Here is a 15,378-nt window from a genome sequence, read left to right on the forward strand (position 1 = left end):
TCTATTGTGGTATCTGGCAGGTTTCTTCATTCAGGATGTTTTATAGGTCCGGCCTGCTCAAAAGGAAGGTGACCCATGCGTATAGACCGTTTAACCAGCAAATTGCAGTTAGCGTTGTCCGATGCCCAATCCCTGGCTGTCGGCCACGATCATCCGGCCATTGAACCGGCGCACTTGATGCAAGCCTTGCTCGAGCAGCAGGGCGGCTCGATCAAGCCGCTGTTGATGCAGGTGGGCTTCGACGTCAACAGCCTGCGTAAAGAGTTGACCAAAGAGCTCGACCAGCTCCCGAAAATCCAGAACCCGACCGGCGACGTCAACATGTCGCAGGATCTGGCGCGCCTGCTCAACCAGGCCGATCGTCTGGCCCAGCAGAAGGGCGACCAGTTCATCTCCAGCGAACTGGTGCTGCTCGCCGCCATGGACGAGAACAGCAAGCTCGGCAAGCTGTTGCTCGGCCAGGGCGTGAGCAAGAAAGCCCTGGAAAACGCGATCAACAACCTGCGTGGTGGCGAGGCCGTCAACGACCCGAACCACGAGGAAGCACGCCAGGCCCTGGACAAGTACACCGTCGACCTGACCAAGCGCGCCGAAGACGGCAAGCTCGATCCGGTGATCGGCCGTGACGATGAAATTCGCCGGACCATCCAGGTGCTGCAACGTCGTACCAAGAACAACCCGGTGCTGATCGGTGAACCTGGCGTGGGTAAAACCGCCATCGCCGAAGGCCTGGCCCAGCGCATCATCAATGGCGAAGTGCCGGATGGCCTCAAGGGCAAGCGTCTGTTGTCCCTGGACATGGGGGCGCTGATTGCCGGTGCCAAGTATCGCGGTGAGTTCGAAGAACGCCTGAAATCCCTGCTCAACGAACTGTCAAAGCAGGAAGGGCAGATCATCCTGTTCATCGACGAACTGCACACCATGGTCGGCGCCGGTAAAGGCGAAGGCTCGATGGATGCGGGCAACATGCTCAAGCCAGCCCTGGCCCGCGGTGAACTGCACTGCGTGGGCGCCACCACGCTGAACGAGTATCGCCAATACATAGAGAAGGACGCCGCTCTCGAGCGACGTTTCCAGAAAGTGCTGGTGGACGAGCCGAGCGAAGAAGACACCATCGCCATCCTGCGTGGCCTCAAAGAGCGTTATGAGGTTCACCACAAGGTGGCCATCACTGACGGCGCGATCATTGCGGCGGCCAAGCTCAGCCATCGGTACATCACTGACCGGCAGTTACCGGACAAGGCCATCGACCTGATCGACGAAGCTGCCAGCCGTATCCGCATGGAGATCGACTCCAAGCCTGAAGTGCTGGATCGTTTGGAGCGTCGCCTGATTCAGCTGAAGGTGGAATCCCAGGCGCTGAAGAAAGAAAGCGACGACGCGGCGAAGAAGCGTCTGGAAAAATTGCAGGAAGAAATCGCTCGTCACGAGCGTGAGTACTCGGATCTCGAAGAAATCTGGAACTCGGAGAAAGCCGAAGTCCAGGGTTCTGCGCAGATCCAGCAGAAAATCGAGCAGTCCCGTCAGGAACTGGAAGCGGCCCGCCGCAAAGGCGACCTGAACCGCATGGCCGAATTGCAGTACGGGGTTATCCCGGACCTGGAGCGCAGCCTGCAAATGGTCGATCAGCATGGCAAAGCCGAAAACCAGTTGCTGCGCAGCAAGGTGACTGAAGAAGAGATCGCCGAAGTCGTGTCGAAGTGGACCGGTATTCCGGTGTCGAAAATGCTCGAAGGCGAGCGCGACAAGCTGATGAAGATGGAAAGCCTGTTGCACCAGCGTGTGATCGGCCAGGATGAAGCGGTGGTGGCCGTTTCCAACGCGGTGCGGCGTTCCCGTGCCGGGTTGTCCGACCCGAATCGCCCGAGCGGCTCCTTCATGTTCCTCGGCCCGACCGGTGTCGGTAAAACCGAGCTGTGTAAGGCGTTGGCCGAATTCCTCTTTGATACCGAAGAGGCGATGGTACGGATCGACATGTCCGAGTTCATGGAGAAACATTCCGTGGCTCGCCTGATCGGTGCGCCACCGGGCTACGTGGGGTATGAAGAGGGCGGTTACCTGACCGAGGCCGTACGTCGCAAGCCGTATTCGGTGATCCTCATGGACGAAGTCGAGAAGGCGCACCCGGATGTGTTCAACATCTTGCTGCAAGTACTCGAAGACGGCCGTCTGACCGACAGCCATGGCCGCACGGTGGATTTCAAGAACACCGTGATTGTCATGACCTCCAACCTGGGATCGGTGCAGATCCAGGAACTGGTCGGTGATCGTGAGGCGCAGCGTGCGGCGGTGATGGATGCGATTTCCAGCCACTTCCGGCCGGAGTTCATCAACCGGGTCGACGAAGTGGTGATCTTCGAGCCGTTGGCGCGGGATCAGATCGCCGGCATTACCGAGATCCAGTTGGGTCGTCTGCGTAGCCGCCTGACCGAGCGCGAGCTGAAGCTTGAACTCAGCCCTGAGGCCATGGACAAGCTGATCGCGGTCGGTTACGACCCGGTGTACGGTGCACGGCCGCTCAAGCGCGCTATCCAGCGCTGGATCGAGAACCCGCTGGCGCAGTTGATTCTGTCTGGCCGATTCATGCCGGGCGATACCGCTCAAGGTGTGGTGGAAAACGACGAAATCGTCTTCGTCTGATCCATAACGGCAACAAAATCGAAAAGGCCTCGCATAACGAGGCCTTTTTTTCGTTAGGCTGTTGAACTCAAAGGAAAAGGCTTGTAAAGTGCGCCCCGCAGTCAGTCACCCGCCAGGGTTTCCGCTCCCCAAGCAGGAATCCAAAATAAGTTGCAAATCATTAACTTGAAAGCAATTTAGGGGGTTGACAGAGGTGCTGAAGATTGTAGAATAGCGCGCCTCAGACACACGAACGCAGCGATGCGAACGGGTCGAAGAGAACGCAGTAAAGCTTCAAAGTTGTAAATTGAAATGTGTAGTTCCGTGATAGCTCAGTCGGTAGAGCAAATGACTGTTAATCATTGGGTCCCAGGTTCGAGTCCTGGTCACGGAGCCAATTTCAAACCGGGGTATAGCGCAGTCCGGTAGCGCGCCTGCTTTGGGAGCAGGATGTCAGGAGTTCGAATCCCCTTACCCCGACCATATTTGGGTCGTTAGCTCAGTTGGTAGAGCAGTTGGCTTTTAACCAATTGGTCGTAGGTTCGAATCCCACACGACCCACCATTTTTGAAACCAGTTAGCGCTGGAATTGAATCTTAAGATCAGACGCCAAAAGCTCTGTTCGCAGAAGGCGCCTTTCAAAGGTGCCTTTTTTTTACCGGGGTATAGCGCAGTCCGGTAGCGCGCCTGCTTTGGGAGCAGGATGTCAGGAGTTCGAATCCCCTTACCCCGACCATATTAAAAATCCTCGTATCGAAAGATACGGGGATTTTTTTTGTCTGTGAGAAACCCGTAACACCGCAAAACCAATTGTGGGAGCGAGCCTGCTCGCGAAGGCAGTGTGTCAGTCGACATAAGAGTTGAATGACACGGCCTCTTCGCGAGCAAGCCCGCTCCCACAGGGGGGGGTTAGTGCAGCTTCAGGCGTGGCTCGGTACCGCGACCGATCTTGCTGCCCAACATCAGCATCGCCGTGCGGAACGGGCCGTACAGTGCCATCTGGTGCATGCGATACAGCGACACGTAGAACATCCGCGCCAACCAGCCTTCGAGCATCACGCTGCCGGTGAGGTTGCCCATCAGGTTACCCACAGCCGAAAAACGCGACAGTGAGATCAGCGAGCCGTAGTCGGTGTACTTGTACTCCGGCAGGGGCTTGCCTTCGATGCGCAGTTTCAGCGATTTGGCCAGCAACGAAGCCTGTTGGTGAGCGGCCTGGGCGCGTGGTGGCACATTACGGTCGCTGCCTGGTTGCGGGCAGGCGGCGCAGTCGCCGAAGGCGAAGATGTTCTCGTCGCGAGTGGTTTGCAGGGTCGGCAGCACCTGCAGTTGATTGATGCGGTTGGTTTCCAGGCCATCGATGTCCTTGAGGAAACCCGGCGCGCGAATCCCCGCGGCCCAGACTTTCAGGCTGGCCTTGATTTCGTTGCCGTCGGCGGTGATCAGGCTGTCGGCCGTTACTTCGCTCACCGCGGCATTGGTCATGACGTTGACCCCGAGTTTCTCCAGGGTTTTATGCACAGGTCCGCCAATCCGCTCCGGCAGCGCCGGCAGCACCCGTGGACCGGCTTCGATCAGGGTGATGTGCATGTTTTCCGGTTTGATCCGGTCCAGGCCATAGGCCGCCAGTTCATGGGCGGCGTTATGCAGCTCGGCGGCCAGCTCGACCCCGGTGGCACCGGCGCCAACGATGGCCACGCTGATTTGTTCGACTGCATCGGTCTGGCCGGCGTGCGCGCGCAAATAGTGATTGAGCAGTTGCTGGTGGAAACGCTCGGCCTGTTTGCGGGTGTCGAGGAACAGGCAGTGTTGCGCTGCGCCCTGGGTGCCGAAATCGTTGGTGGTGCTGCCGACGGAGATCACCAGCGAGTCGTAAGGCACTTCGCGGGCCGGGACCAGTTCCAGACCGGCCTCGTCGTAGGTGGCGGCCAACTGGATTTTCTTATTCGCGCGATCGAGCCCGCTCATGCGCCCCAGCTGGAACTCGAAGTGGTTCCATTTGGCCTGGGCGACATAGTTGAGTTCGTCTTCGGAAGAGTTCAGGGAACCGGCTGCCACTTCGTGCAACAACGGTTTCCAGATGTGGGTCAGGTTGGCGTCGACCAGCATCACGCTGGCCGTACCGCGCTTGCCCAGAGTCTTACCCAGACGGGTAGCCAACTCCAGACCGCCGGCGCCGCCGCCGACAATGACAATACGATGGGACATGGGGATAACTCGCAAGGCTAAAAGAAATCGGTGCAATTACCCAAGCGAGCGCAAGGCAGCTCATAGCGTCAGGTAACTGATAAGTCGGCTCAACAGGCCCAGGCCAATGGTCACTGCCAATACCAGAACAAGGAGCATCCACGGCCGGAAAGGCCGGCGCTCGACTTGGTGCTGGGACAACTGCAGGTACTCTTCGACATGCTTTTGGTCGTCGGGGTTCAGGCGGCTGGTCATATCGGGCCTCGTCAAAGGTAGACGTTGCTGAATGTGTAGAAGCTACAGTGTTTTTACCCAGGGTTGAACGCAGCATAGCCGCTGTCTGGAACGGGTTCGACGCTGACGATATCGTCCAGGCGAATGATTCCACTTTGTAACACCCGGGCAGTGATTCCGCCATGTCCGCGCACGGCCTGAAAGGTGCCGATGCCCAGGTTGCTTTCAAGGCGCGCGCAGGGTTGGCACCAGCCGGTAGTTTCGAACGTTGCCTGGCCAATCCGGAAGCGGCGGCCCTTGAGGCTGAACAGATTGATGCCACTGATAACGAGATTGCGCCGCAGATCTTCAGGCCGGACCGGATGATCCTGTGCACGCCCCATCAGCGAACTGATCACCGCCAGATGCTCCCACTGAATCAGCGTGACCTGCCGCGCATTGCGCACGCCGGGGCGGGCGTGGTCGCCGGTCAGGCCGGCCTCCAGGCGCGCTTCCACGGCATCGAGTTCAAGCATCGCCGAACGTGATTGCGGGCGCACGCCGATCCAGCGCACACGACCTTGTTGCGGCACCTCGGCGATCAGCGCCTGCAGCGGGCTCACAGGCTGATACCGACGTCGAAGACAATGCTGCGTCCCAGGTTGCTGCGCAAGAAGTCCGGCGCATCCGGGTGAGCGAACAGCACGCGGGCAAATGTCGGCCCGACCAAGGACAGCGAACGCCAGCCCTGGCGCAGGTACTCGGTCGGCGGCGGGAAATGGCTGTTGAGGTCCAATACTTCGCGTTTGAGGCTGGCGAAGGCAATGATGTCCAGTTCACCCAGATCCATGCCGCGCTCTTTGTAGTTGTGCGCTTTTTTGCGCAAGGTCGGCGCCAATCGCAGCAAGAACTCGTTGGCGGGGATGCGTCGTGGCTTGGCCTCGCGGCGTACCAGCTGGCTCAGGGAAAACGCGCTGCGTCGGCGTTGCAGTTCGTCGCGCCATTCATCGTTGAGGCGCCGGCCCTCGTCGAGCACGAAGAACACCTCGAAACTGGCATCGCGAAACAACACATCCGGCGGCTCCCCGGCGGGGGCGAACTCATCGGCGCGATAGGGAATGTTCAAACCTTGCAACAGGCGCTGGCACACCCAACGCTCACGCTCCCATTTGCGGGCATTGGACAGGAACGCGTTGGCTTGCTCGGCCGCGATGGTCAGCAGGCGTAAGTAATCTGAGTCATCCATAGGCCCAAGCTTAGCGTTCAATTGCGACAAGCAGAAAGCGTTAAGCATCAATCAGCATCGCTGGGCACACGGAACGGGCGGTGTAGACTGATGGCCATTACGCGCCTGCGATAGAACAAGGGGGTTCAAGGTGAAATATTGGTCGCTATTAGTACTCAGTCTGCTGCCGCTGTGGGCCAATGCGCTGGAGGTCGGCGAGCGGCTGGCGCCATGGACATTGCTTGATCAGTTCGATCAGGCCTTCACCCTTGACAGTCGCACTCAGACGCTGCTGGTGGCGCGCAGCATGGAAGCGGCGAAACTGGTCGATGCGGCGTTGCAAGGTCAGCCCAAAGGCTATCTGGAGGCCCGGCACGCGGTCTTTCTTGCGGACATCCAGCGAATGCCACGCTTGATCGCGAAAATGTTCGCAGTACCGGCCATGCGCGATTACTCCTATCGGGTGATGCTGGATCGTGAAGGTCGTGTCGCACCGCGTTACCCCGGCGCTGTGGATAAAGTGTTGTGGTTACAGCTCAAGGATGGTCGATTGATCAATCAGCACGAATACGCCACGGCTGCGCAATTGCGTGAAGCGCTGGAGACGTCTGGTCCATGATCGGCGCTGAGCTGCTGTCACCGCAGAGCCTGACAGTCGGCTGGATGATCTATGTGCCGGTGCTGCTTTGGGCGATGTGGCGCGCGCCCTGGGTTGAACTGTTCACAGACAGCCGTCGCCAGCATTTATTGTTCGGCACGGTATTCGCGTTGTTCATGCTGTGGCTGGTGCGGCGGGATTTCGATACCGGTGTGTCTTACCACTTCATCGGAATGACGGCGGTGACACTGCTGCTGGACTGGCCGCTGGCGATCGTTGGCGGGCTGGTCGCGCAGTTGGGGCTGGTGTTGCTCGGGCGTCAGGATCTGGTTGCGGTCGGGGTCAATGGTGCGCTGCTGATTGCGTTACCGGTGCTGGTCACCGAGTGCTGCGAGATCCTGGTGGAGCGCGCGCAGCCGCGAAATCCCTTCGTGTATATCTTCGTTTCCGGATTTTTTGCCGCCGCGCTGTCGGCGTTGCTGTGTCTGCTGCTGGCGCTTTGCTTGCTATGGTTCGACGAGCGTTTTGCCATGCCGTACTGGCTGGAAGATTTTGTCGGATATCTATGGCTGATCATTTTTCCCGAAGCGTTTATCAACGGCATGATCGTCAGTGCGCTGGTCGTGTTTTGTCCGGAGTGGCTTGAGACGTTCAACCGCACTCGCTACCTCTCGGCGCCCTGGAAGGACGACGACCCCAAGCCCTGAAATCGTCGACCCGTTGGATCAGTGGCGCGGATCGAAGTCACCGCTGAACATCTCGTCCTCGGCATCGGGAGCCACTGGAATCTTGTGTTCTTCGGACGCCCAGGCGCCGAGGTCGATCAGTTTGCAGCGATCGGAGCAGAATGGCCGGAATTTGCTCTCGGCTGTCCATTCCACGGGGGCGCCGCAGGTTGGGCATTCGACGGTTGTTGGTTGGCTCATGACTGGCCTCCACGCAAAGTAAGATAAAAGTGATGCAGGCGTTCGACCTCGCTGTGCAGCCAGGCAAGGTCGCGGTCGTTGACCACGACGTCGTCGGCATGGCTCACGCGATCCTGGCGGCTGGACTGGGCCTTGAGGATCGCCTGGACTTGCTGCTCGCTGGTCTGGTCACGGTGCAGGGTGCGTTCGATCTGCAATTGTTCCGGGGCATCGATCACCAGCACCCGTTGGGTCATGGCGTATTGGCCGGATTCGATCAGCAGCGGCGATACCAGAATCGCATAAGGTGATTTTGCCAGCGCCAGGTGATGAGCGATTTCCTCGCCGATCAGTGGATGCAGGAGGGCCTCCAGCCAGCGGCGCTCTTCAGGCACTTCGAAGATCAATTTGCGTAGCGCCGCGCGGTCCAGTTGTCCGTCGGCTTGCAACACGCCGGGTCCGAAGTGCTCGGCGATTTGTGCCAGTGCCGGGCGGCCGGGTTCAACGACCCAGCGAGCGGCATGATCGGCGTCGACCACGTGCACGCCCAGATCGATGAAGTGTTGGGCGGCCGCGCTTTTACCGCTGCCGATGCCGCCGGTCAGGCCGAGAATCCAGGGTTTTTCCACAGGGGTATTCATTTCAAACCGACATACTGCCAATAGAGATCGGTTATTTGACCACCCCAGAGCAAGGCAATCCAGCCGGCAATGGCCAGATAGGGACCGAAAGGGATAGGCGTCGAGGTTTTTGCATGGTGCAAGCGCAGGGTGATCAACCCGATGATTGCTCCCACCAGCGAGGACAGGAGGATGGTCAGCGGCAAAATCTGCCAGCCACCCCAGGCGCCCAGCATCGCCAGCAGTTTGAAATCGCCGTGACCCATGCCGTCCTTGCCGGTGATCAGTTTGAACAGCCAGAACACCGACCACAGCAGGCCGTATCCGGCTATCGCCCCCCACAGTGCCTCGTGCAACGACACGAACAGGCCGAAACTGTTGACGACCAACCCCAGCCACATCAATGGCAGCACCAGCACGTCCGGCAATATCTGATGCTCGGCGTCGATCAGGCTCATCGCCAGCAATCCCCAGCTCAGGACCAGTACCAGGCCGGCCGGCCAACCGAAGCCGAAGTGCCAGGCAACAAACGCCGATAACAACCCGCAGGCCAATTCGGTCAATGGATAGCGCGGGCTGATCGCCGCCGCACAGGCTGAACAGCGGCCGCGCAAAAACACATAACTGAGTAGCGGGATGTTTTCCCAGGCGCGGATTCGGTGATCGCAGTGCGGGCACTGGGAGTGGGGCAGCAACAGATTGTAGGTCGGCAGCGGCGTTTCGCCAGGCAGCCCGAGAATGTCATGGGCCTGCTCACGCCAGTCGCGTTCGAGCATTTTCGGCAGGCGCCAGATCACGACATTGAGGAAACTGCCGACCAGCAGGCCGGTGATGCCTGCGAGAAGGACAAAGGCCAGCGGAGAGTGAATCAGGATTTCATTCAAGGGCATGTCAGATCGCTGAGCCAAGTTGGAAGATGGGCAGGTACATGGCAACTACCAATCCACCGACGATAACACCCAGCACCACCATGATGAACGGCTCCATCAGGCTGGTGAGGTTATCGACCATGTTATCGACGTTGTCTTCGTAGAATCCCGCGACTTTGTCGAGCATGGCGTCCAGGGTGCCTGACTCTTCGCCGATGGCCGTCATCTGTATCGCCATGTTCGGAAAGACGCCGGAGGTACGCATGGCGAAATTCAATTGCATGCCGGTCGAAACGTCTTGCCGGATGCGCAACACAGCGCGCTTGAACACGCTATTGCCGGTCGCACCGGCCACTGATTGCAGGGCCTCCATCAGCGGCACGCCGGCAGCGAAAGTGGTCGACAGTGTGCGGGCGAACCGGGCCACGGCGGACTTGTGCATCAGGGTGCCCACCAGCGGCAGTTTCAGCAGCCAGGTGTCCATCCGGTCACGCAAGGCCGGGGACTTCCCGAGAGCGTGGCGCATGCCGAAGGCCATCGTGAGCAGCGCGCCAAGGACCAACCACCACCAGGCCTGCATGAATTGCGACAGGCCAATGACCATCACGGTAAAGGCCGGCAGTTCGGCGCCGAAGCCTTTGAACACCGACTCGAACTGCGGCACGACATTGACCAGCAGAATCCCGGTGACAATCGCCGCGACGAATACCACCACCAGCGGGTAGGTCATGGCTTTTCGGATCCTGGCCTTGAGGGATTCGCTTTTTTCCTTGTAGGTCGCGACCCGCTCCAAAAGGGTGTCGAGGGCACCGGCCTGTTCGCCGGCATCCACCAGGTTGCAATACAGTTCATCGAAATACCGGGGCTTCTTGCGCAGGGCGGCGGCGAAGCTGCTGCCTGCCGCAACTTCCTGTTTCAGTTCGTCCACCAGCGTGCGCATGGCCGGATTGTCGAAGCCCTCGCCGATGATGTCGAAGGACTGCAACAACGGCACGCCGGCCTTCATCATCGTCGCCATTTGCCGGGTGAACAGGGCAATGTCCTGGGCCTTGATACGTTTGCCCATGCTGAAAATTGATGGGTTTTTTTTACGAACCTTGCCCGGACTGATGCCTTGTTTGCGTAGTTTCGCCTTGATCAGCGCCGGGTTTTGAGCGCTGAGTTCGCCGGTCACTTTTGTGCCTTTGCGGTCGATGCCTTCCCATGCATACACGCTGATTTTCGCTGCCTTGACCGCCATGTTCAGTCCTGGGTATTCCGATTGAGTTGCTCTTATAGCCTAGTCAAAGGATGGGGCCAAACCCGCCAGGGTGAGGTGACAAAAAACGTCAGATAGTGCTGATCCTGGCAGTGCGTAAGGGCCTTGCGACCACCACACCCACTGCCAACAGGGGCTTCCGACCTTGGCACAGGCTGTGCTGCCATGGGGCAGGTCATGAGCCTTCGACTCATGCATGGAGCTTGTACATGAACAATCAGAAAGGTTTTACCCTGATCGAGTTGCTCGTCGTGGTGGCGATCATCGGGATCCTGGCAACACTGGGCCTGCCGATGTATTCCAAGTACCAGGCCCGGGCCAAGGTCACGGCGGCGCTGGCCGAGCTGACTGCGATGAAAGTGCCGTTCGAGGATGTGGTCAATCAGGGGGAAACTCCGACCATTGCCAACGTGGCGCCCGCCGGTGCGGCATCGACCACCCATTGCACTTTGTCTGTGACGGCTACAACGCCGGAGGGCGCGGGATCAATCGTCTGTACGTTGCACAATGCCCCGGGGGTGATCCAGGGCAAAACCGTCACCCTGACACGGGACGAAACCCTAGGCTGGTCATGCAAGAGCAGTGTTTCCCCGGATTACTTGCCTAAAGGGTGTTCCGGTTCTGCGGCATGAGTTGCTGAATCAATTCCCCGCTTTTGCGGGGTTTTTCCTGTTTGTCGACTGGTGGTCGTCAAAAGCCGGTCATAAAGCACAGAAATTTCAGCATCTTAGGAACTTTTCATAAACCCGCAACTTGCATGCAGTGTTTGTGCATCTCGTGCATTTTGCATGATTACGAAAATTGGCTGATTTTATAATTCATTGATTTATAAGGTTTTATTCTCGGTTTCAAAGTTGGCACAGCGTTCGCAATATCCTTGGTAACCCTGCCGATAAGACACCCGGCAGACTTTCCGAAAAACAGGAGTTACTCGTATGAAGAAGTTCGCTATCACTGCCGCTGCTGCTACCGCGCTGACCCTGACCATGGCCAACGCCGCGTTTGCTCAAACCACCCAGGCAACCCAGTCGCCAATGGTGCTGGCTGCCGGTGAGATGACCGAAGCGAAAGAAGCTACTTCCGATACCTGGATCACCACCAAAGTCAAAGCTGACCTGATGACCGAAAAAGGCATTCCAGGTAGCGACATCAAGGTTGAAACCAACAAAGGTGTGGTATCGCTGTCGTCGACCACCGCCGTAACCGATTCGCAAAAAGAAATGGCTGTGGCCATTACCAAGAAAATCAAAGGCGTCAAGGCGGTCTCCGCTGACGGCCTGAAAGCCGAGTAAGGCAAGACTTCTCGCCTGGACCGGGAGGAGGCGCGACAGACGGGCCGAGTCATACGTCTGTTGCAACCTGAGTGTTCATGCGAAGGGCCAAACGGATGTTGGCCGCCACAGGCCCCGCGCATTTTTGCCGGGGCCTGTTTTATGTGGTGCGCCGTAAACAATTGTGGGAGCGGGCTTGCTCGCGAAAGCGGTTTTTCATTCAACGCCTGTGTTGAATGTCAGTCCGCCTTCGTCGGATCGCCGCCCGGAGCAAGCCCGCTCCCACTTTGAATCGTGGTTAATCAATTGCCGCGTTTGCTGGTGATCTGTTTCAACCGATTACCTTCGAACCGCAAGTATTGATACATGCCGCCATTCGGTCCGTAGGTCCATTCCTCGAGCTGAAATTCCTCGCGCCGGTCTGCACTGCGCTTGTAACCCAGCAGATCGCGACTCACCGGTTCACCGCATTTCTGCACCACCTCACTCGAGCGATCGCCGACGCTGATCAATTGGCTGCCGCAGCGCAGGGTATCGGCCGCCCAGGCCTGGCTGGCGGATAGCGCCAGGACCAGGCTTGCCAGCCGCCGCATCATCACTCGGCATCCAGATGCATCGGTGTCACCACGCGGCCGTCACTTTCCGCTTCGCCCAGATTGGCGTCGATGAAGTACACCCGCTCATCTTCCAGTTTGGCCTTGTCGACCAGGTAATCCTTGATGCTGCTGGCGCGCTCCTGGCCCAGTTGACGCAACAGTACGTCACTGGAGCTCCAGAACTTGATCACCTCGGCGCGCATTTTCGCGGTGCGCTCTTCCTTGCCCAGGTCCTTCCATTCGGCAGGGGGCTGGGTTTTAAGGCGGGTACGGTAGATACCTTCGAGCAACGGACCTTTTTCCCCGTCCGGCACTTCCAGCAACGAAGCCTGGGCCGGGACCTTGTCACCGCGGCGCTGGAGCATTTTGTAGTAGTTGTACTGGTATTCCCGTTCCAGGCGTTGCTCGGCGATCAGCGGGCCATCGCTGCTCTGAGCGGCAGTGCCTTCGATTTCCAGGCGCAGGGCCGGGCGTTCCTTGAGCGCATTGGACAGTTTGTCCAGAGCGCCTTCGGCGTCCTTGCCCAACTCGCTGGAACCCGCCGCGAATGAAACGCTGCCCAGGTCTTCCGAACCACCACCGTTGACTAGCCCGCCAATGAGTTTGAACGGTGCCGCTGCGGCTTTGACGATCAGGTTGCGCAGGGTCTGCCAGATAATCGGCATGACGCTGAACTGAGGGTTGTTCAGATCGCCGGTGACCGGCAGCTCGATGGAGATCTTGCCGTCGACGTCCTTGAGCAAGGCAATCGCCAGTTTCAGCGGCAGGCTCACGGCATCCGGGCTGTCGACTTTTTCACCCAGCTGCAGTTGCTCGACCACCACTTTGTTTTCGGCTTTGAGCTGCCCCTTGGTGATCTGGTAATGCAGGTCGAGATTGAGCCGGCCCTTGCGGATACGGTAGCCGGCGAACTTGCCGGAGTAGGGGGTCAGTGTGGTCAGCTCCACGCGTTTGAAGCTGGTGGCGATGTCGAGGCTGGCCATCGGGTCGAACGGATTGACCGAGCCCTTGATGGTCACCGGCGCGTAGCGGTCGACCTTGCCCTTGACGTCAACACTGGCCGGTTTCGGCTGGCGGCTGTCGATGGTGCCGATCTGCCCGTTGAGTTGCTGGATGGCGGTGGCGAAGTTCGGGGTCAGGCTGAAGTCGGCGAAGTTGGCCGAACCGTCATTGATGAAAATGCCGCCGATGTGGATGCCTAGCGGTTTTTCGTTGCTTGTCGATTTGCTCGCTGCCGGTTTTGCCCCGGAGTCCGCCGGTTGCGGAATCAGCAGATCGTCGATGTTGGTGGTGCGATCATCGTTGATCATGAAACGCGCATAGGGCTGGAACAGGTTGACCTTGTCGATCGACAGGCTGTCCCCATGCTGATAGTTCAGGCCTTCGACCACGACCTGTTGCCACTTGAGGAAGTCGCGGGTTTTCAGGGTGTCCAGGGTATGCAACTGATCGACCTGGGCGCGACCGGTGACGTTGAAGGCCAGGGGCTCGGTGCTTTTGAGATTGACCGCCAGATCGCTGCCGAGCATGCCGCTGCGCAGTTCCAGGCGAATGAATGGCGTGATGTAGGACTGGGCGACCCGCAGGTCGATGTCTTTGGTCTGCACCTTCAGCCTGGCGCTGACCGGGGCCAGGTTGACCTCGCCGTCGGCCATGATCTTGCCTTGCTTGCCCACGCCGGTATCGAGCTTGAGAGTAAAGGGCGAACCGTTGAGGCTGTCGAAGTTTTGCAGGTCGAGGTTCAGCGGAGCCAGGTCCAGGGCGACGGCAGGCTGTGCCTTGCGGTCAGCCAGATGCACCTTGTAGTCGCGCAGCTGCACATCCTTGATCACCACCTGCCAGGGTTTGTCGGGTGCGCCCGGTTCGGGTTTCGGTGAGTCTGCCGCCGCCGGAGTGTTGGTCGGTTCGGCATCCGCCTTGGCTTTGGCGGTGGACTTGGACGGTTGGCTGGCGAACAGTTTCTGCCAGTCGAGTTGGCCGTCCGGTTCCAGTGCGGCCCAGGTTTCCAGTTTGTGGCTGCGGATCTTGCCCACCACCACCTGCTGTTTGGCCAGGTCCACCGTGGTTTCGCTGACGTCCAGACGCTCAAGCTTTACCAGCGGCCGGCCATCCGGCGCCTTGATCGCGAAGGGGGCGACAGTGACCGCTACATTGCTCAACAGCAGCTCGGTTTGCTTGGACAGGTTGAGCTTGTAGTCGGTGCTGATGGTCATGATGCCGCTTTCGAGGTCCAGTGGCACGGCATCGCGCACATAGGGCCAAAAGGCTTTCATCTTGCCATCGGTGATTTTCAGCTTACCTTCGGAGGCGATCGGGATCAGGCTGAAGTTGCCTGTCCAGTCGATCTGTCCGCCGTTGGGGCCGACGGCCACCAGGGTCATGTCGGCGCTGTCATCGGGCAGGGTGCTGAGGTTCTTCAGTTCGAAATCGAGGGAGTCGTAGAGAAATTCGATGGGCTCACTGGGCCGGGCGTCTACAAAGTGCAGGGCGCCGCCGGCCAGCTTGATCCGCTCGATGCGCAGTGGAAACGGCTGGGCGTTCGGGTCGGCGGGCGTGGGTTCGCTTGCTGGCAGTTTGAACAGCCCGAGCAGATTGAGTTTGCCATCCTTGCCGAACAGGATTTCGGTCTTGGGCTTGTCCAGTTCGACATCGGACAGATGCACCGCCTTGGTCCACAGGCTGTCGAGTTGCAGATTGGCGTACAGGCGTTCGAAAGCGACCTGCTCCTTGCCGGGCTCGCCGATGTTCAAGCCCCAGAGGGTCAGTTCAAGGCTGAACGGATTGAACTCGATCCGCTGGATCGTGGCGGGGGTGGTGGCGTAGTTGGCCAGTTGCTGGTTGGCAACGCGCAACGCCACACCCGGTAAAATCAGAAAACCCAGCAAGCTGTAGAGGGCCAGAGCAGTCAACAAGGCGCCGATAGCGCGAATCAATCCTTTGTACATGTGCGGCTTCATCTGTCTGAATCGGAGTGCCTTGGAGTATGGCACGCGTTTCCGGTTCCGAAGTGATTGACC

15 protein-coding genes and 4 tRNA genes are annotated in these 15,378 nt (G+C 58.9%); 9 read left to right on the forward strand and 10 right to left on the reverse strand.

Annotated features, from left to right (window positions below):
• Positions 1 to 75: 75 nt before the first annotated feature.
• The 5 genes from clpB to KW841_RS26410 all read left to right on the forward strand — a co-directional run bounded on the left by clpB (position 76) and on the right by KW841_RS26410 (position 3,355).
• Complete coding sequence (gene clpB, locus KW841_RS26390; protein WP_218480314.1) at positions 76 to 2,640, forward strand: ATP-dependent chaperone ClpB; 2,565 nt, start codon at positions 76 to 78, stop codon at positions 2,638 to 2,640.
• Between the two features lie 300 nt (positions 2,641 to 2,940).
• Positions 2,941 to 3,016, forward strand: a tRNA-Asn gene (locus KW841_RS26395).
• Positions 3,017 to 3,025: 9 nt separating this feature from the next.
• Positions 3,026 to 3,102 (forward strand) — tRNA-Pro (locus KW841_RS26400).
• A gap of 5 nt (positions 3,103 to 3,107) precedes the next feature.
• Positions 3,108 to 3,183 (forward strand) — tRNA-Lys (locus tag KW841_RS26405).
• Between the two features lie 95 nt (positions 3,184 to 3,278).
• Positions 3,279 to 3,355: transfer RNA gene (locus tag KW841_RS26410), tRNA-Pro, on the forward strand.
• A gap of 173 nt (positions 3,356 to 3,528) precedes the next feature.
• Here KW841_RS26410 and KW841_RS26415 read toward each other — a convergent pair.
• Genes KW841_RS26415 through KW841_RS26430 form a run of 4 tightly spaced genes read right to left on the reverse strand, consistent with a single transcriptional unit; the run spans position 3,529 to position 6,265 of the window.
• Positions 3,529 to 4,827, reverse strand: a complete 1,299-nt coding sequence (locus tag KW841_RS26415) for an NAD(P)/FAD-dependent oxidoreductase (protein WP_007970529.1) — start codon at positions 4,825 to 4,827, stop codon at positions 3,529 to 3,531.
• 60 nt (positions 4,828 to 4,887) lie between these two features.
• Complete coding sequence (locus tag KW841_RS26420) at positions 4,888 to 5,061, reverse strand: DUF3094 domain-containing protein (protein ID WP_007970531.1); 174 nt, start codon at positions 5,059 to 5,061, stop codon at positions 4,888 to 4,890.
• 53 nt (positions 5,062 to 5,114) lie between these two features.
• Positions 5,115 to 5,642 carry an MOSC domain-containing protein gene (locus tag KW841_RS26425; protein ID WP_116581802.1) on the reverse strand — a complete coding sequence of 176 codons (528 nt, stop codon included), beginning with the start codon at positions 5,640 to 5,642 and terminating at the stop codon, positions 5,115 to 5,117.
• Complete coding sequence (locus KW841_RS26430) at positions 5,639 to 6,265, reverse strand: DUF1780 domain-containing protein (RefSeq protein WP_007970534.1); 627 nt, start codon at positions 6,263 to 6,265, stop codon at positions 5,639 to 5,641. The genes KW841_RS26425 and KW841_RS26430 overlap by 4 nt, the downstream gene beginning before the upstream one ends.
• A 130-nt stretch (positions 6,266 to 6,395) precedes the next feature.
• On the opposite strand from KW841_RS26430, the gene KW841_RS26435 reads away from it, so the two are divergent.
• The gene (locus tag KW841_RS26435) at positions 6,396 to 6,863 is read left to right on the forward strand and encodes an FAD/FMN-containing dehydrogenase (RefSeq protein ID WP_116581800.1); all 468 of its coding nucleotides are present in this window, start codon (positions 6,396 to 6,398) and stop codon (positions 6,861 to 6,863) included.
• The gene (locus tag KW841_RS26440) at positions 6,860 to 7,549 is read left to right on the forward strand and encodes an energy-coupling factor ABC transporter permease (protein ID WP_218480315.1); all 690 of its coding nucleotides are present in this window, start codon (positions 6,860 to 6,862) and stop codon (positions 7,547 to 7,549) included. The genes KW841_RS26435 and KW841_RS26440 overlap by 4 nt, the downstream gene beginning before the upstream one ends.
• Before the next feature lie 18 nt (positions 7,550 to 7,567).
• On the opposite strand, the gene yacG is transcribed toward KW841_RS26440, so the two are convergent.
• From yacG to KW841_RS26460, 4 genes are read right to left on the reverse strand one after another with little or no spacing between them, the layout of a single operon-like run.
• Positions 7,568 to 7,768 carry a DNA gyrase inhibitor YacG gene (yacG, locus tag KW841_RS26445; RefSeq protein ID WP_007970539.1) on the reverse strand — a complete coding sequence of 67 codons (201 nt, stop codon included), beginning with the start codon at positions 7,766 to 7,768 and terminating at the stop codon, positions 7,568 to 7,570.
• Positions 7,765 to 8,388, reverse strand: a complete 624-nt coding sequence (gene coaE, locus KW841_RS26450; RefSeq protein WP_218480316.1) for a dephospho-CoA kinase — start codon at positions 8,386 to 8,388, stop codon at positions 7,765 to 7,767. Before coaE ends, yacG begins: the two co-directional genes overlap by 4 nt.
• On the reverse strand, positions 8,385 to 9,257 hold the full coding sequence (locus KW841_RS26455) for an A24 family peptidase (RefSeq protein WP_218480317.1): 873 nt from the start codon (positions 9,255 to 9,257) through the stop codon (positions 8,385 to 8,387). The genes coaE and KW841_RS26455 overlap by 4 nt, the downstream gene beginning before the upstream one ends.
• 1 nt (position 9,258) lies before the next feature.
• A complete protein-coding gene (locus tag KW841_RS26460) occupies positions 9,259 to 10,476 on the reverse strand; it encodes a type II secretion system F family protein (protein ID WP_218480318.1) in 1,218 nt (405 codons plus the stop codon).
• Positions 10,477 to 10,703: 227 nt separating this feature from the next.
• Here KW841_RS26460 and KW841_RS26465 point away from each other — a divergent pair, with 227 nt between their 5' ends.
• Both KW841_RS26465 and KW841_RS26470 read left to right on the forward strand, forming a co-directional pair.
• Positions 10,704 to 11,126, forward strand: coding sequence for a pilin (locus KW841_RS26465; RefSeq protein ID WP_218480319.1), 423 nt, complete (start codon positions 10,704 to 10,706; stop codon positions 11,124 to 11,126).
• A gap of 303 nt (positions 11,127 to 11,429) precedes the next feature.
• Complete coding sequence (locus tag KW841_RS26470; RefSeq protein WP_056728649.1) at positions 11,430 to 11,786, forward strand: BON domain-containing protein; 357 nt, start codon at positions 11,430 to 11,432, stop codon at positions 11,784 to 11,786.
• Between the two features lie 281 nt (positions 11,787 to 12,067).
• Here the strand turns inward: KW841_RS26470 and KW841_RS26475 are convergent, their stop codons facing one another.
• Both KW841_RS26475 and KW841_RS26480 read right to left on the reverse strand, forming a co-directional pair.
• Complete coding sequence (locus KW841_RS26475) at positions 12,068 to 12,361, reverse strand: DUF2845 domain-containing protein (RefSeq protein WP_218480320.1); 294 nt, start codon at positions 12,359 to 12,361, stop codon at positions 12,068 to 12,070.
• Positions 12,361 to 15,318 carry a DUF748 domain-containing protein gene (locus KW841_RS26480; RefSeq protein ID WP_218480321.1) on the reverse strand — a complete coding sequence of 986 codons (2,958 nt, stop codon included), beginning with the start codon at positions 15,316 to 15,318 and terminating at the stop codon, positions 12,361 to 12,363. Before KW841_RS26480 ends, KW841_RS26475 begins: the two co-directional genes overlap by 1 nt.
• Positions 15,319 to 15,378 lie beyond the last annotated feature (60 nt).

The sequence above is a fragment of the Pseudomonas sp. PDM28 genome, assembly GCF_019219115.1.
Lineage (GTDB): Bacteria > Pseudomonadota > Gammaproteobacteria > Pseudomonadales > Pseudomonadaceae > Aquipseudomonas > Aquipseudomonas laurylsulfatiphila.

Bases quoted from the DNA above. Each gene is read 5' to 3' on its own strand.
- coaE (WP_218480316.1), bottom strand. From the start codon at position 8,388: ATGAATACCCCTGTGGAAAAACCCTGGATTCTCGGCCTGACCGGCGGC.
- KW841_RS26465 (WP_218480319.1), top strand. From the start codon at position 10,704: ATGAACAATCAGAAAGGTTTTACCCTGATCGAGTTGCTCGTCGTGGTG.
- clpB (WP_218480314.1), top strand. From the start codon at position 76: ATGCGTATAGACCGTTTAACCAGCAAATTGCAGTTAGCGTTGTCCGAT.
- KW841_RS26475 (WP_218480320.1), bottom strand. From the start codon at position 12,361: ATGATGCGGCGGCTGGCAAGCCTGGTCCTGGCGCTATCCGCCAGCCAG.
- KW841_RS26455 (WP_218480317.1), bottom strand. From the start codon at position 9,257: ATGCCCTTGAATGAAATCCTGATTCACTCTCCGCTGGCCTTTGTCCTT.
- KW841_RS26415 (WP_007970529.1), bottom strand. From the start codon at position 4,827: ATGTCCCATCGTATTGTCATTGTCGGCGGCGGCGCCGGCGGTCTGGAG.
- KW841_RS26460 (WP_218480318.1), bottom strand. From the start codon at position 10,476: ATGGCGGTCAAGGCAGCGAAAATCAGCGTGTATGCATGGGAAGGCATC.
- KW841_RS26440 (WP_218480315.1), top strand. From the start codon at position 6,860: ATGATCGGCGCTGAGCTGCTGTCACCGCAGAGCCTGACAGTCGGCTGG.
- KW841_RS26480 (WP_218480321.1), bottom strand. From the start codon at position 15,318: ATGAAGCCGCACATGTACAAAGGATTGATTCGCGCTATCGGCGCCTTG.
- KW841_RS26470 (WP_056728649.1), top strand. From the start codon at position 11,430: ATGAAGAAGTTCGCTATCACTGCCGCTGCTGCTACCGCGCTGACCCTG.
- KW841_RS26430 (WP_007970534.1), bottom strand. From the start codon at position 6,265: ATGGATGACTCAGATTACTTACGCCTGCTGACCATCGCGGCCGAGCAA.
- KW841_RS26420 (WP_007970531.1), bottom strand. From the start codon at position 5,061: ATGACCAGCCGCCTGAACCCCGACGACCAAAAGCATGTCGAAGAGTAC.
- yacG (WP_007970539.1), bottom strand. From the start codon at position 7,768: ATGAGCCAACCAACAACCGTCGAATGCCCAACCTGCGGCGCCCCCGTG.